The 14,568-nt window shown below is 39.4% G+C and carries 16 protein-coding genes; 11 read left to right on the top strand and 5 right to left on the bottom strand.

Features of this window, described 5'->3' with window-relative positions:
• Positions 1–231 precede the first annotated feature (231 nt).
• From CWC02_RS07565 to CWC02_RS07530, 9 genes are all read left to right on the top strand, one after another.
• Entirely contained in the window at positions 232–1,431 is a 1,200-nt protein-coding gene (locus CWC02_RS07565; protein ID WP_138617420.1) for a DUF642 domain-containing protein, read from the top strand.
• 276 nt (positions 1,432–1,707) lie between these two features.
• On the top strand, positions 1,708–2,166 hold the full coding sequence (locus CWC02_RS07560) for a hypothetical protein (RefSeq protein WP_138617418.1): 459 nt from the start codon (positions 1,708–1,710) through the stop codon (positions 2,164–2,166).
• A gap of 64 nt (positions 2,167–2,230) precedes the next feature.
• Positions 2,231–2,398: a hypothetical protein gene (locus tag CWC02_RS20740; RefSeq protein WP_165385119.1), complete on the top strand. Its 168-nt coding sequence runs from the start codon at positions 2,231–2,233 to the stop codon at positions 2,396–2,398.
• Between the two features lie 117 nt (positions 2,399–2,515).
• Entirely contained in the window at positions 2,516–2,980 is a 465-nt protein-coding gene (locus CWC02_RS07555) for a hypothetical protein (protein ID WP_138617416.1), read from the top strand.
• 318 nt (positions 2,981–3,298) lie between these two features.
• Positions 3,299–3,547, top strand: coding sequence for a hypothetical protein (locus CWC02_RS07550; protein ID WP_138617414.1), 249 nt, complete (start codon positions 3,299–3,301; stop codon positions 3,545–3,547).
• Between the two features lie 122 nt (positions 3,548–3,669).
• On the top strand, positions 3,670–4,113 hold the full coding sequence (locus tag CWC02_RS07545) for a hypothetical protein (RefSeq protein ID WP_138617412.1): 444 nt from the start codon (positions 3,670–3,672) through the stop codon (positions 4,111–4,113).
• A gap of 104 nt (positions 4,114–4,217) precedes the next feature.
• Positions 4,218–4,625, top strand: coding sequence for a hypothetical protein (locus CWC02_RS07540; protein ID WP_171043825.1), 408 nt, complete (start codon positions 4,218–4,220; stop codon positions 4,623–4,625).
• A 121-nt stretch (positions 4,626–4,746) separates the two neighbouring features.
• Positions 4,747–4,968: a hypothetical protein gene (locus tag CWC02_RS07535; protein WP_138617408.1), complete on the top strand. Its 222-nt coding sequence runs from the start codon at positions 4,747–4,749 to the stop codon at positions 4,966–4,968.
• Positions 4,969–5,416: 448 nt separating this feature from the next.
• Positions 5,417–6,319 carry an alpha/beta fold hydrolase gene (locus CWC02_RS07530; protein ID WP_138617406.1) on the top strand — a complete coding sequence of 301 codons (903 nt, stop codon included), beginning with the start codon at positions 5,417–5,419 and terminating at the stop codon, positions 6,317–6,319.
• On the opposite strand, the gene CWC02_RS07525 is transcribed toward CWC02_RS07530, so the two are convergent.
• From CWC02_RS07525 to CWC02_RS07515, 3 genes are all read right to left on the bottom strand, one after another.
• Positions 6,252–7,736, bottom strand: a complete 1,485-nt coding sequence (locus CWC02_RS07525) for a tetratricopeptide repeat-containing sulfotransferase family protein (RefSeq protein WP_138617404.1) — start codon at positions 7,734–7,736, stop codon at positions 6,252–6,254. The genes CWC02_RS07530 and CWC02_RS07525 overlap by 68 nt on opposite strands.
• Positions 7,737–7,881: 145 nt before the next feature.
• Positions 7,882–10,467: a TonB-dependent receptor plug domain-containing protein gene (locus CWC02_RS07520; RefSeq protein WP_138617402.1), complete on the bottom strand. Its 2,586-nt coding sequence runs from the start codon at positions 10,465–10,467 to the stop codon at positions 7,882–7,884.
• Positions 10,468–10,764: 297 nt separating this feature from the next.
• On the bottom strand, positions 10,765–10,917 hold the full coding sequence (locus tag CWC02_RS07515; protein WP_138617400.1) for an oxidoreductase-like domain-containing protein: 153 nt from the start codon (positions 10,915–10,917) through the stop codon (positions 10,765–10,767).
• A 106-nt stretch (positions 10,918–11,023) separates the two neighbouring features.
• Here CWC02_RS07515 and CWC02_RS07510 point away from each other — a divergent pair, with 106 nt between their 5' ends.
• Both CWC02_RS07510 and CWC02_RS07505 read left to right on the top strand, forming a co-directional pair.
• The gene (locus CWC02_RS07510) at positions 11,024–11,434 is read left to right on the top strand and encodes a hypothetical protein (RefSeq protein WP_054552118.1); all 411 of its coding nucleotides are present in this window, start codon (positions 11,024–11,026) and stop codon (positions 11,432–11,434) included.
• 86 nt (positions 11,435–11,520) lie between these two features.
• The gene (locus CWC02_RS07505) at positions 11,521–12,882 is read left to right on the top strand and encodes a leucyl aminopeptidase family protein (RefSeq protein WP_138617398.1); all 1,362 of its coding nucleotides are present in this window, start codon (positions 11,521–11,523) and stop codon (positions 12,880–12,882) included.
• Between the two features lies 1 nt (position 12,883).
• Here CWC02_RS07505 and gloA2 read toward each other — a convergent pair whose 3' ends face one another.
• Complete coding sequence (gene gloA2 / locus CWC02_RS07500; RefSeq protein ID WP_138617396.1) at positions 12,884–13,270, bottom strand: SMU1112c/YaeR family gloxylase I-like metalloprotein; 387 nt, start codon at positions 13,268–13,270, stop codon at positions 12,884–12,886.
• Positions 13,271–13,338: 68 nt separating this feature from the next.
• Entirely contained in the window at positions 13,339–14,412 is a 1,074-nt protein-coding gene (locus CWC02_RS07495; RefSeq protein WP_138617394.1) for a ketoacyl-ACP synthase III, read from the bottom strand.
• Positions 14,413–14,568 lie beyond the last annotated feature (156 nt).

The raw sequence follows: 14,568 nt of genomic DNA, 5'->3' as shown, positions 1-14,568 counted from the left end.
TAATTATAGATAATTTAACTTTCGTGCGATTCAGAGCACGCTGATAATCAATTTTTTAATTTTGGCATCATTTGTGCTTTCTCTTATGTACAGTCCATTTCAAACCGCTCAATTGCAGAGAGAAGTTAGTTTTTTATCAATTAACTTTTTCTACTCATAAGTAGTTTAATGATTGAGGTGGTTTGTTTTTTCACAATGCAGTGAATACAACTAATCTTGGGGAATTATTATATGAAGTTATCTATTTTAGCAATGTCTTCACTTTTTGCTTCGCAAATTGCAATTGCAGACAATTTAATTGCAAACGGCTCATTTGAACTGGATGTCGTAAATTCAACATGGACATTGTTAGATGAAGTTAACGGATGGCAAAGTGAAGGTGCAAGATTTGAAATTCAAACATCGCGTCTAGGTCTTATTACTGCTCAGCAAGGTAATCAATATGTCGAGCTAGACTCTACTTCTAATTACAGCATCTTTCAAACAGTCGCAACTGAGGCTGGAAAAACTTATGAAGTTTCATTTTACTACTCGCCTCGTATTAACGGTAACAATGATACAAATAAAGTTGATGTGAAGTGGAATGGAACAACAGTACTAAACGTAAATGCGACGCAAAGAGGCTGGCAATCATTTACATTATCTGTAGAAGCAGATTCAAACTCTTCAGAAATTCGTTTTAGCGGCGCAGGTGCGAGTGATAGTCTAGGCGGTTTTATTGATAACGTTGTTGTCACTCAAAAGCAGGCTTGTCATTCTGGTATATTTGGTATTAACAATTTTGGTTCTTCTGAAACGGGTTATGTTTATAAATTTGACCTAGAGACAAATACTTACAGTGTGGTCGCAGGAGCGCAAAATACGGCTTCAAACATTGCAAGTTATGATGGCAAACTTTATTTTATGGAACAACTTGAGTCGGGCACGAAAGCGTCAAAACTTTGGTCGTTAGATTTAGAAACGGGCGCTCAAGTTGCTGAGGCTGATGCTACATCTTGGCCAATTTATCGTTCAGCAGTCACGGCAGACGGACAATCTTTACGTGCGACAAGTAAAACTTATATGTATGACTACAACTTGCAAACTGGAGAAAAAACAGTACTAGGCAAGATGCGCTATTCGGGAGATTCTTTCTCACATGGTGATGTAGCATATTCTGCTGATAATAATGTACTTTACGTATTAACAGGTCAATCACTCTATACCATTGATGATGGTTCGATGGAGTTAACCTTAGTTGGTGAACACGGCATTAATTGGGCTTCAGGATTAGCGATTGCTGATGATGGAACGTTGTATGTTTCAGGAAGAAAAGCAGGCGAAAATGCGAAGATTTACAGTGTTAATCCTCAAACGGCTGACTCTAGTTACGTTATGGATGCACCAGAGCACATTAATGATTTAACTTTCGTAGATAACTACTGCGAATAGGCGGTGTTTATAAAAATAGCCAGTGGTTCTGGCTATTTTATTTAGTCTATTAAATATGGTAAGCAAAATTATTTGATAACTGATAGGTTGCTTTGCTTAAAGTATGGGCTACTTGAGGTTAAGAGCGAAAGATCGGGTATATTGGCCATGATACAAGCAACTAAAATTAGTGTTTAAAAATTTCTACTCAAATTGGGTCACATTGGGTACTACCATAAAACACCTAAAGCTGATAAATTCGTAAGTGATTCAATTAAGGAAAGAATAATAAAAATCATGGTTAAAAAGATACTTAAAGGAATTGGTATAACATTTTTAGTGTTAATTAGCTTATTTGTACTTTTAGCAATTTGGACTGCGAATAAATCCTCTGCTTACAAAGAAACTGCTATTCCTTACCTAAATTCAGCAATTACAGATATCTCTAAATGGGACCCTCAAATTCTCAAAAACTATATGACCCCATCATCAATTGAAAATGCCACAGATGAAGATATTTCTAAAATCATGCGTGCATTCTCAAAGTTGGGCGAATTAAAAGAACTAGGTGAATTTGAATTTATAAATGTTAGCTCTAATGCTGTTACCGGAGGTGGTTCTGGTACTTATGTTACTTATTTAATTCCAGCTTCATATACTAATGGAGACGCACAAATAACCGTCACGTTAAAAGAAGAAGGTGAGTCATTCTCTATTTATAACTTCAATTTAAATTCGATGGCGCTTATTGATTAAGTTTTATCAAAAATAGTGCGCGCAACTGGTTGTATTTAAATAGTTTATTTTCAAAGGAATGTTTATGTCTAAAATTAAAAAAATAGTGATAGCTGTAGTAATTGTGCTAAGCCTTGGCGCAATTGCTAAACAATACAATGAGCACAATCACACAGAGATGGCAATTAAAGAGTGTGGCAATAAAGACAACATCGCTAAAGTCGACTCTAAAGGTTTTGAGTGTAAAGACTAATCGAGATTAGTAAAACAAATAGTACACCTGAAATTATCATACTTGGTTTAAACAGCAACCTAACCACTCAACAGTAAAATAATCATGCAGGGCTTTTAATAACATAAAGGGAAAGAATTGAAAAAAGAACAAAGCAAGGAAAGTGGTATCTTATATGCTGTATTTACAACCGTTTTATTGTACTTCCTTTTTAAAATTACGTTAATTTTTTCTATGCAGTTAAATTGGCATTCAACCTGTCTAAGCTCACTTTGGGATAATGCCAACTCTGTAGTGACACCTTTTTTAGGGTTTTCCATTGTCGCTGTACTAAGTTGTATCTGGTTTTTTTATTGCGCCATAAAATACAAACAAAAAGCAGGTAAAGCGGTATATCTTTTATTAGGCGTAGGAGCTGTGTTCTATTATTTTTGGTTTAGAGGCTTTTACGGTTTTTGGCAGTTATTGAACTACGAGCAAAAAGAAATCACAGTACAAGAGTTTTATGAAAAAACAGGTGGTACAGATAGACTCACTTCGTTGTTTGGTAACCGCCTCAGGCATCATGAACTGTGTAAGTCATCACATGACAAGATTAATTAAAATTCAGATGAGACGTTTTGTGTGATACCAATATCGGTTGCTGTAAAAATACACAGCATAGTTATTTCGTTCTTATATTCAAGATAATTAGCGACGAGCGCATTTTATTTTTCCGAAACCCTTTAGGATTAATTAAAAATACGAGTTGGCAATGCTTTACGTTATTTGTTACTAATAGATTGATTAATACCTGAGCGTGACATTGGCAGAAAGGTGCGTGTCGCGCGCACTATTAAAAAGTTATTTTTTGCTTTAACAAATATACAGCCCCGCGCTATTGCCGTTGTGCTGAACGTTAGGTAAAACGAGAGGTTAGAGATGAAATTATCAATCGTATATATAATTCTAGCTCTTTCGTTTGGTATTTTATCTGTCGTGAGTGTTCCAAGAGATGGATGTTATGGCGCAGTATGTAGTGACTTTCAATCTGTTGGTGTTATCACATTCATATTTTTTGGTTTAGCTTTATTGTTTTCTATTTTAGGCCTGTTGCGTTTATTAAAAAAAGTTAAACTCAACCAGTTGCATAAATATGAAAGTAAAGATCTAAATAACCTTGATGGGTAAGTTGTACCTAACAAGTATCTAAACCAAAGGACGCAAAACAGCAGGCTTGTGCTCCTTCGACGCTAATTTTAGCCAAGTATTTTACGCCCATTAATAAGGCGTTAGAGTTTCAGGGAAGATCTATGAAAAATTTCTGGTTAATTGTTTTCACCTTAGTATGTGTAGTTTCTTTCGCTACGTACGCATCAGATAAAATAAATTGGAAAGGCGTGGCTGAGATTAATCATCATGTACTTGCCACCGAAGCAGATGACTACATTAAATCAAAGTTCCCAGAACTAAAGAGTGTTGAGATAAAGCTAATTCGAGTTAATGCTAGTTATTCGTTTCAACATCAACATTATAACCTTAATGTTATGTTTATGCATTCGAACTCTCTCGTTGAAGGCTCAAATCATAAGCGTATTGTTTACGTTGATGAGAAAGCTCAAGAAATTGAAATGCATTTAATTCACTATATATTTTTGGATTTTGACGAAAATGGTGAGGTTATAAATCATCGTATTGAGGAAGTTCCTTTTCACGGTTCAAAAGAAGAATTTGAGAAGGAATTTCAGAACCTCTAACAAACGCATTAAGTGAATGGACTACTAAAGCTTAGCTCGGTTCCGCTTCGAAAAACAGTTTAGCCAGATATTACCAGCCCATTATTGGGGCATTAGGAGTACTAATGAGACCATGCATATTTCTTGCATTGTGTATAACTTCATTGAATGCATTTGCAATAGATAAGACTCAATACACACCAGAGCAATTGTTTGTTATTGGTACTGAATTATTCAAAGAAGAAAGAAATGAATTTAATCCTAAATTGGGTTTAGAATTCATGCTTGAATCAGCAAAATTCAAATATCAGTTTGCTCCTTTCGGGTTATGTGTTTCCTTATCAACTACAAAAGAGGTTTTGGATTTAAAAGAAGCTTATTCGTGGTGCTACGTCGCTGAAAAAATTGGCAACAAATATTCGAAAATGGCAGCGGAAAGAAGTAAGGAAATATTAGGTAAAATACTTTTGGATGATGGTGTTGAAGCAGTTACAGAAGCAAAAGAGTTAGGGAAATTAAAGTACAGTCAATAAGGTAAACCTAATAAGTGCATCAAAAATGATGCTAAACGCTTGGTTGGCACTGATTCTTCACTAGTTTTAGCCAAGCATTATCTGCCCAGTATGCGGGTGTTAGTCGGCAAGGAGTAGGAGTTTGGATTTTAAGGATGAATTAAGACCATTGATAAGCATTGAAGCTGCCAAATGGATTAAATATTTGAGAGTTGACGAAGAGTACTCGTTCCGTGGTATTGCAGAGGAATGCGCAATTAAATGGGATAAAGATTGGGGTACCAATCAAATATTAGGTGAAGATTTGTGCGCTGTTGCAATTGAAGTATTGGGCGATGATCCGCAAAAAGATGGCTGGTTATAAATTGCATACCAACAAGGCAGTGAAGCGGGATAATTAACATTTGGCTGGTTTCACTGCGTACAAACGTTTTAACCTACTATAAATTTTCACTTAATGGAACGTTACCGAATTAATATTCTAAACGTTTTAATCCAAATATGGTTATACGCAACGTTTGCTCACATTGAATGAAGGCCTTAAGGCGGCTAATGGCAAAAGGCCATCCCCTCCGCATATGTTAATTACGTAACATATGAATCATCAAGCATTTAGTAAGAGGCTCCTGAGAGTCGACTTCTAACTTCAACGAATAATGGCTCTGCATTGGTGTTACTATTTAATCAAAATTTCATCGTGCCTGAGATTCTCATATTGAATGGCAATCGCCACACGCAAAACTTGCTTTGCTAAATAGACTGGCGTAACTTAACACTGGTACGATGAGTCTATAAGAATAAAAAGGTCAAACGTGACGATTAAACAAGAATCGGTGTTTATTAAACTCGCCGAAAGCCAAACTTTACATTTACGCCGTATCAGTAAGACTGATGCGAAAGGCCCTGCGGTGTTTTTTATGCATGGTGCCGTTGAAAATGGCAAAATCTTTTACACCCACAGCAATAAGGGTTTAGCACCATTTTTAGCTGAGCATGGCTATGTTTGCTATGTGGCTGATTTGCGTGGTCGTGGTGAGAGTAAACCTGCGATTTCAAAGCATGCAAAGTATGGTCAAACCGAGGCTATTTTAGAAGATATACCCGCATTTTTAGATAAAATTAAGCAGCTTGAAGGTGAGCCTGCTCGTTATTGGGTGGCACACTCATGGGGCGGGGTGCTAATGAACAGTGTGTTTGCCCGTTTTCCCGAGTTGATTGATGATGTGAAAGCCTGCGGCTATTTTGGTTCTAAACGGTCTTTGTATAACCATCATCCAAGCAAGTATATTCAAGGTAATTTGATTTGGTATGGGTTGGCGCCCTTAGTTGCCCGTAAGCATGGCTTTGTGCCGGCTAAAAAACTGAAATGGGGCAGTGATGATGAAACCCGTAAATCACATTATCAAAGTATGCAGTGGGCTAAGCGAAAACCTTGGGTCGATACTGACGATGGCTTTGATTACGCTAACGCATTAGCTGATAAGGCACTGCCGCCCATTATGCATGTGGCGGGTGTTAAAGATAAAGCCCTATGCCAGCCGATTGATATTGAAAAATTTATGGAAGAGTCGGGCATCGGTAAGCAAAGGATGACCATTTATGGCCGTAAGTTTGGCCATAAGGTCGATTATGATCACATTAATATGCTTACTCACCCACAGGCGCGTTTTGATCAGTTTGTTGACTTGTTGAACTGGTTTGAGACTCACGTATAAGCGTGTGCATTGCGCTCTCGTAGCGTTTGTATTTTTCTAATGCTTTATCAGTTAACGGCTGTCTTACAGCCGTTTTGCTGAGCGTTGCCACCGGTTTTTTTGACTTATAAAAATCTAAGAACTGTGTGCTGTACTCGATGTTTAAGAACTTACACAGGGCTGTTAGTGTTTGTTCGCTGTCACTGATAAGTGCTTCATAGCTTAAATAAAAAACCGCTTCTGGCATCACATTTTGCCAATGTTCCATTAATTGCTGATACAAATCAAAGTACTGTTTAAACTCTGGGAGTGAACAAAAATAAGGTTCGTTTTCAGCAAAATAGTTGCTAAACACCGACCACGCAATTGCATCATACTCGCGCTGCATATTAATAAACTTGGCGTTAGGAAAGAGTAAGTAAATCAATCCAAGTGACTGATAGTTAGCAGGTAGCTTGTTGATCATAAAAGGGCGCACAACTGGCGCTTGTTTTATTCGTTCAATATAAATATTGCGGGCATTGTTAATTAGCCCTTGGTTTAGCTCTGCTAGGCAATCTGGGTAGGGGAGTTGCGTTTGTTGTTCAAGGTATGCAACAACCTGATTACTGATACTGGCATCTTCGCCAAGGCTGGCAAAGTCATTGTGGCTTGCCAGCATTTGCTCTACCAGCGTTGAGCCACTTCTTGGCATGCCAATTATAAAAATGGGGGTAATTGTGCCTGTAAATGTTTTGTCTCTGGCATCAATTAGCTCAGCTGTATTTTGCTCTATGATGCGCTGATAAAAAGGCACTAAGTCACGGGTTTTAAACTGCGTGAGTTTTGTTTGTAGCTTATTAGCTAGGCTGAAGTAGTTAAAAGCTTGTTCTGTATCATTTAACTGATCATAGCTTTTACCAAGGGCATAATAACACACCATTTTTAAGCGCAGGTTATTGGTCAAAGTTAAAAACTGGTGTAGCTCATTTATGTAATTTTGTTCGTTGTTAAAGCGCCCAAACTGCACTATTTCAAATAAAATGTACGCCGTCACTGGGTAATTTCCCATACCGAGTGCATGCTTTAAAATACTGTACGCTTTGTCTAACTCACCATAAGTTAAATAATGCTGGGCAAGGTAGTAATGTGGCTCAGGGTTATGGCTGGCAATTGATTTAGCATATTCGAGTACAGTTAAGGCATCTTGCGGTGAATGCACGCCATTAAAAGCATCGGCAAGGGCATGGAGTGGTTCAAGCATGTGCGGTAGTCGTTCACAGGCTCTTTGTAGAAGGTAAACCGCTGCATCATAACGTTCTAAACGCAGTGCAATGCGGCCCAATCCAAATAACGCTTCGCCATTTTCAGGATCTGAATCGAGAATGGTTTTAAAATGAAATTCGGCCTCTTTAAGCTTGTTTTCATTCAGTAGTTGATTCGCTTTTTCTAACAGCATAGGAATGGCGGGTTATTTGTTATTTTTATTTACTATAAAACGAAAAAGGCGAAATGTCTTTCGCCTTGGTTAACTATAAATATCCAGAAAAAATCCGGGGTATCGACTTTCTAGGTTGATTGCTCAACCTAGAAAGCTGTTCTATTTAGAAAGTATACGTAGCTTTCACGTAATAGAAGCCGCCGTTGATACCATATGGCGACGTTTCGTAGTATTTACCACCCCAGTTATTATTAGGGATGCCAGTACTATCGAAGAAATCAAGTTTCTCTGCTTCTTGATCGAATAAGTTTGTCGCACCAACAGAGAAGCTAAGCTCTTCAGTTAGGAAGTAAGTTACTTCTGCATCAATCGTTATTGCAGCATCAGCTGTTTTCGCTGTTGCATCGTAATCTACGTGAACACCTTGGTATTCGCCATAGTAGTTAACACGTGTAAATGCAGAGAAGCTCTCCCATTGTTGTGCCCAGCTAAGTGTTGCACGGTGGTTTGGTAAGTCATTTTCTAAACGGCTTACTTTAAATTCACCAGTAATGTCTGTTGACTTAGTTACTTCAGTGTCGTTCCAGTTGTACGCTAAGCTGAATGTTGAGCTACCGCCTAACAAATCAGTTGAGTAGTTAGCTACTGCATCAATACCTTGCGTTGTTGTATCAAAGTCATTGGTGAAGAAGCTTACTTGCGCTAAGTTTTGTACGTTTGGCACGCCTGCTGCTTCAAGTGTGTCTTTATCTGCTTGACTTAATTCAATTTTATCTGATTGACTGATACGGTCATCTACTTGGATGTTGTAGTAGTCAACTGTGAAGAATAAGTCGCCAAGTGTCCATACTGCACCAAACGTGTAGCTTTGAGACTCTTCAGGTTGTAGCTCTGTACCACCTAATTGCACTGCAATTGGGTTTGTTGGTGGTAAAAGTGCCGAGTCAACAAGTACACCGCTGCTTAGGTTAGTTTGAACGTTACTTACGTTTGCTTGACCAACTGTTGGTGCACGGAAACCAGTACTGATTGAACCACGAATGTTCAAGTCTTCAGTTACGTGGTATTGACCCGTTAACTTGTAGTTAGTTGTTGAACCAAATGAATCATAATCTTCATAACGTAGTGCTAAGCCCATTAAGAAGTCTTCTGTGAATGGTGCTTCAACATCAACGTATGCAGCATAGTTACGACGTGTATACTCGCCCGCATCAGATGGTTTGAAACCAGGGAAACCATTTGAACCGATACCAAAACCTTGTTCTGTTAGTGGGCCAGCTGTGAAAGACGCTTCGTCACCAGAAACAACTGTGAATGTTTCTTCGTGCCATTCTAGACCACCGGCAACGTTTACATCGTAAGCTAAACCAAAGTCAAAACCTTTTGATAAATCAGCATTAAAGTTTTTCTCTAACTGTGAGTATTTACCTGGGCTGAAATCGCGCGGGCTTTCTGGACCTAATGACGCATTGATTGTGTCATAGATGAAGTAGCGTGATTCGTTGTAACCAACTGTACCGCTTAAGTCATAGTATGCACCTTCAAGGAAACCAGATGTGATTTCACCTTTAGTACCAATTGTTAATGCAGTATCTGTGATGTTACCACCGAAGTTAGGTGTAAAACCGCCCGGAAGCATTTCGTTAAACGCAAAACAGTCTGGGTTGTTAGCAACTTCATCGATGTATCTTTGGTTATCTAAAACGTTATCATCAATCATGATATCGGTAGGACAGTTACCGCTCATATCGCCAGTTAAATCACCAACAAGCAGTGTTTCACCGCCGTCATTTGAGTAAACACCTGGGCGAGTGTGTGGGTTACGATAGTAGAAACCACCACGTACATCACGCTCAGAGTAGTTACCAAACATGTAGAATTCAGATGAATTACTTAACTCAAGACCGATGTTACCAAAGATAGTAATATCATCATCAACTTCTGGCGCACCCCAAACTTGTGCTAACGAAGATACTTCAGGCACACCTGCGGCATCTAGTGCGGCTGCATCAGGGCGTTGTACTGAGCGGCTAGTCGCATCAGCTGTTTTATATTGGAAGCTTAAGTTAGCAAAACCACTATCGGTAAACGGTAGACCCACGTTACCAGAAATTTGCGTTGTATCGCCATCGCCTTCGTAGTATTCACCTTGACGTATTTCGAATGAGCCGCCTTCAGAGGCATCTTTTAATACAAAGTTCATTACACCCGCGATTGCATCAGAACCATACTGTGCAGCAGCACCATCACGAAGTACTTCTACTTGCTTTAAGGCAATACTTGGAATAACAGAGATATCGGCACCTTGAGCACCATCATTAATACCACCGCCTAAGAAAGCGATAACAGATGCACGGTGACGGCGTTTACCATTAACAAGTACTAAAGTACTGTCAGAAGGAAGGCCACGTAAGTTAGCTGGGCGAACAAGTGACGCAGCATCACTAATTGGGTTTTGGTGAACGTTAAAAGAAGGAACGGAGCCTTTTAAAAGCTCAAGCATATCGGTGTTACCACCTTTATCTAGCTCTTCACCACCAATGATATCAATGGGTACTGGTGAATCACCGATTGAACGTGGTGCTGAACGAGTACCCACCACGGCAATTTTCTCTACATTTTTGTTAACTTTCGTCTCTTCAGCTGCTTGCTCTGCAGCAACAACCGAACCCGACACAAACAGGCCTGCTGTTGTTGTCGCTAAAGCAAATTTAATTGCTTGTTGTAGCGCATTATTTTTGAATTTCATTCCGACTTCCCCAGTTAGAATAGTTATGATTATGTCACCAAATAAAGTATTAGAACCTGGTGTAAATCTCTTATACATCCTGTAAATAATTTTTGCAAATTGTTAATTTTATGTTGTTTTGTGGGTGTTTCTTTGTTTTTTGTCGTTCTTTTGTGGATTATCTTATTGAAAGTAAAGGGGATAATTTATTCTCGATATTGGATTTCAGCGTAAGAAAATATATAGATTATGCAAAAATAATTAGATAGAAGGCTTTTTTGGATGGTTTTTGAGCGGTTTTTGATTTGGAACGGTCTATTAAGCTTGTTGTGGATTATTGCTTAACCGCCATTGTTGCAGTTTTTCTCGGTATTCATCCCATACACATGGGCAACAGCTACCACCTCCACAACACTCATCTGAAGCTGGTTTTTTGGGTTTTGGCTCAGCTTGTTGTTTAGGTTGGTTCATTTTTAATACTGAAAAATAGTTACGAATAGAGTATTAAGGATAAAGTAAAATCTAATATAAGTAAATTATGCTTTGTGAACGTCGCATGCTGTGTGAAAATAACTAAATGCGATTATATAAAGTTATTCATCGAGCCCCATTTCGAGTGGCTAAAATTACCAAAAAGCGTCAAACATTACGTTTTAAGCGCGCTATGGTAGCACTCAAAATCGCACTTGCCCAAGAAAAGCAAGAAACAAAAGAAATGCTTCATATCTATAGACGATACACCCAAGGCCAAGCTACTAAAGAAGAGTTACATACTGCTAATGAGCAGTTTTTAGATATCTTAAAAGGGCTTGGTTTAGGTGTGTTTGCAGTTTTACCCTTTGCACCTATTACTATTCCTTTGGTTGTAAAGCTGGGGCAATGGGTGGGTGTCGATGTGCTACCTAGTTCATTCAATATTAATAAGTCAATTAAAGAGCTAGATCAACAAGTAGCAAAAGAAGAAAAAGAGAAACAAAACAAAGACTGATTAGGTTTTTTATCTGATTTTGCCTATACCTTTTGTATCAAGATATTGGTATGCTTAAATACCTTTTCTTTATATCGAGTCGTTTAATGAGTTCATTAATTCGCCATTCTTCTTCGGGAATTCCCCTGTCATTTATTGCTAAAGCTGACCTATCAACGTGGTTAACCGAGCAGCCGCAAGCCTTACAAAATTGGCTAACAAATTGTGATTTTAAAAACAAAGGCATGGCCTTAGTTGCTAATAATGAAACCGGCTCACTTGAGCATGTTTATTGTCTGGTAAATGATTTACAAGACTTTTGGTTAGCAGGTGACTTGTCAACAAAACTGCCAGCAGGTTGTTACCAAATACAAGGTGATGAAAAGTTTGTAGAGCAAGTAACACTGGGCTTTGTGTTAGGCGGTTACGAGTTTAGTGAATATAAAGAAAAACCTTCGCCACGCGCTACCCTTGCAATTAAAGACGAATCGTTAGTAAAGCGTTTATCTCAGTATGCAAGTGCAATTAATTTAGTGCGTGATTTAGTGAATACGCCTGCTGCGGATATGATGCCGCAGCATTTATCACAAGTAATGGCTGATTTAGCTGATACCTTTGATGGTGAGTTCAGTGAGTGGGTGGGTGATGAATTATTAGAGCAAAACTACCCAACGATTCATATGGTTGGTCGTGCGTCTGAGAATAAACCTCGCTTACTTGATCTACGTTGGGGCGCAAAAGATGCACCGCAAATTACCTTAGTCGGTAAAGGCGTGTGTTTTGATTCTGGCGGTTTAGATTTGAAACCAAGCTCTGGTATGCGCAACATGAAAAAAGACATGGGCGGTGCGGCACATGTTATTGGCCTTGCGCAGTTAATTATGGCTGCCAACTTACCAATTCGCTTACGTGTTCTGGTACCTGCGGTTGAAAATGCGGTTTCTCGAAATGCATTTAGACCGGGTGATGTGATCAAAACACGTAAAGGGATCACAGTAGAAATTGATAACACGGACGCTGAGGGCCGTTTAGTGCTGTGTGATGCACTTGCTGAAGCGCAAAATGATAACCCCGATCTTATCGTTGACTTTGCAACCTTAACTGGTGCTTGTCGTGTTGCGCTCGGTACAGAATTACCTGGCTTTTTCGCAAATAACCGTGAAGTGGCTAATAAACTGATGGATGCAGGTGAAAGCTGTCATGATCCTGTATGGCAACTGCCGTTATTTGATCAATACAAAGCATTATTAAAAAGTGACGTAGCAGATATTGCTAATTGTGCTTCCACTCCATTTGGTGGTGCGATCACCGCGGCACTTTACTTAAAAGAGTTCGTCGAGCCAAGTACGCCATGGGTGCACTTTGATGTGATGGCCTGGAACTTACGTGCATTACCGGGTCGTCCTGCAGGCGGTGAGGCACTGGGTATTCGTGCTGTGTTCAACTACCTACAAGATCGCTTCCAATAAGTTAAAGCTGGTAAAGCTCTAACGGTAAATCATCGGGATCGGCAAAAAACGTAAATTGCTTCCCGGTGATTTCATCCACTCTTATTTCTTCAACCGAAATGCCTTGTTGTTCTAAATAATGCTTAGATTTTGCAATATCGGCGACTTTAAACGCCAAATGGCGTAGCCCTTGTGCTTCTGGATAGCTTGGTCTCGGTGGCGCTCCAGGAAACGAAAAAAGCTCTATTTGGCTGCCATCAGGAAGTGCTAAATCTAATTTATACGAGTCACGTTCAGCGCGGTATTGTTCGTGAATGATTGGTAGCTTTAATATTTCATTATAAAAATGCTTTGATTTTTCATAGTTGCTACAGATGATTGCAGCATGATGTATGCCTAATAGATCCATAAATTAATCCTTTTATGCCCATAAAAAAACGCGGACTAAGCCGCGCTTCTCTATAAATGATAGGGGTATTACTCTGCCGCTTTACATGCTGCAACAGCCGGTGCAACCAGTTCAAGACCTGTTTTATCATACTCAGGTAGAGCTGCATCAGAAACCGCGATAGGTGTTACACGCTCGCCCCATTTAATGTAACTCGCCGCCCAAGTTAAACCAGCACCAAAGGCTGCTGACATAATGTTTGAGTTAGGTTTGATAAGGCCTTGCTCAACCGCTTCACAAATGGCAATCGCAATTGTTGCAGCAGACGTATTACCGTAATCGGCAATGTTCACCATGACTTTTTCGTCAGCTACTTTCAAACGTTGCTGAATAGCTTGGATAATACGTAAATTGGCTTGGTGAGGAACTAATACGTCAATGTCATCAAGCTCTAACTGCGCCTGGTTCAGCACGTCGTCACAAGCTTCGCTCATCCCTTTAACAGCACGTTTGAAGATTTCGCGACCTTCGAATAATAAGTTAGAAGGGCCAATTGGCTCGTACTTATTTAAATCGCTACCGAAGTTTTCGATATGCAGAATGTCGCGATCTTCACTGTCGCAACCTGTTTTAGTGGCAAGTAAACCTGATGGTGTGTCTGAGGCTTCTAATACCACGGCACCAGCACCATCACCGAATAATACAGCACTGTCGCGACGAGCCCAGTTGATGTACCACGTCATACGTTCAGCGGCAATAACGACTGCTTTTTTGATCATACCTGCACGAATTTGTGCCGTTGCTGCTTGTAATGCATATAAAAAGCCTGAACATGCAGCGTTTGTGTCCATTGCTGCAGCGCCAATCGCGCCAATGTTTTTTTGCACTAAAGAGGCCGTATTTGCCACCATGGTTGATGGTGTACAAGTCGCAAGAAGTACAAGATCAATGTCTTTACCATCAACACCAGCACAAGCAAGCGCTTGCTTTGCGGCAACGGTCGCTAAATCGGCAGTAGAAACATGGCTGACACGGCGAGATTTGATGCCTGTACGTGTTGTGATCCATTCGTCATTGGTATCAACAATATTGCTAATTTCATCATTGCTGATGCTTGCTGGTGGTATACATTTACCCCAGCCAGTAATTTGGGCATAAGACATAATGTGTTCTCTTTATGTGGTCAGACTTGTTAAATTTTCCCGAAGTTATATCAAAATTCACTTGTTAACACTAGTTCATTGCCGCGCTATGTCGTAAATAATGGCATTTACTCAGTATTTAAGTTAAACCTAGTATAAAAAAGAGGCGATTATGAA

Origin of the sequence: Pseudoalteromonas sp. S2721 (assembly GCF_005887425.1) — a bacterium.
GTDB classification, from domain to species: domain Bacteria; phylum Pseudomonadota; class Gammaproteobacteria; order Enterobacterales; family Alteromonadaceae; genus Pseudoalteromonas; species Pseudoalteromonas simplex.
This window is presented reverse-complemented; position numbering and strand designations above follow the sequence as displayed.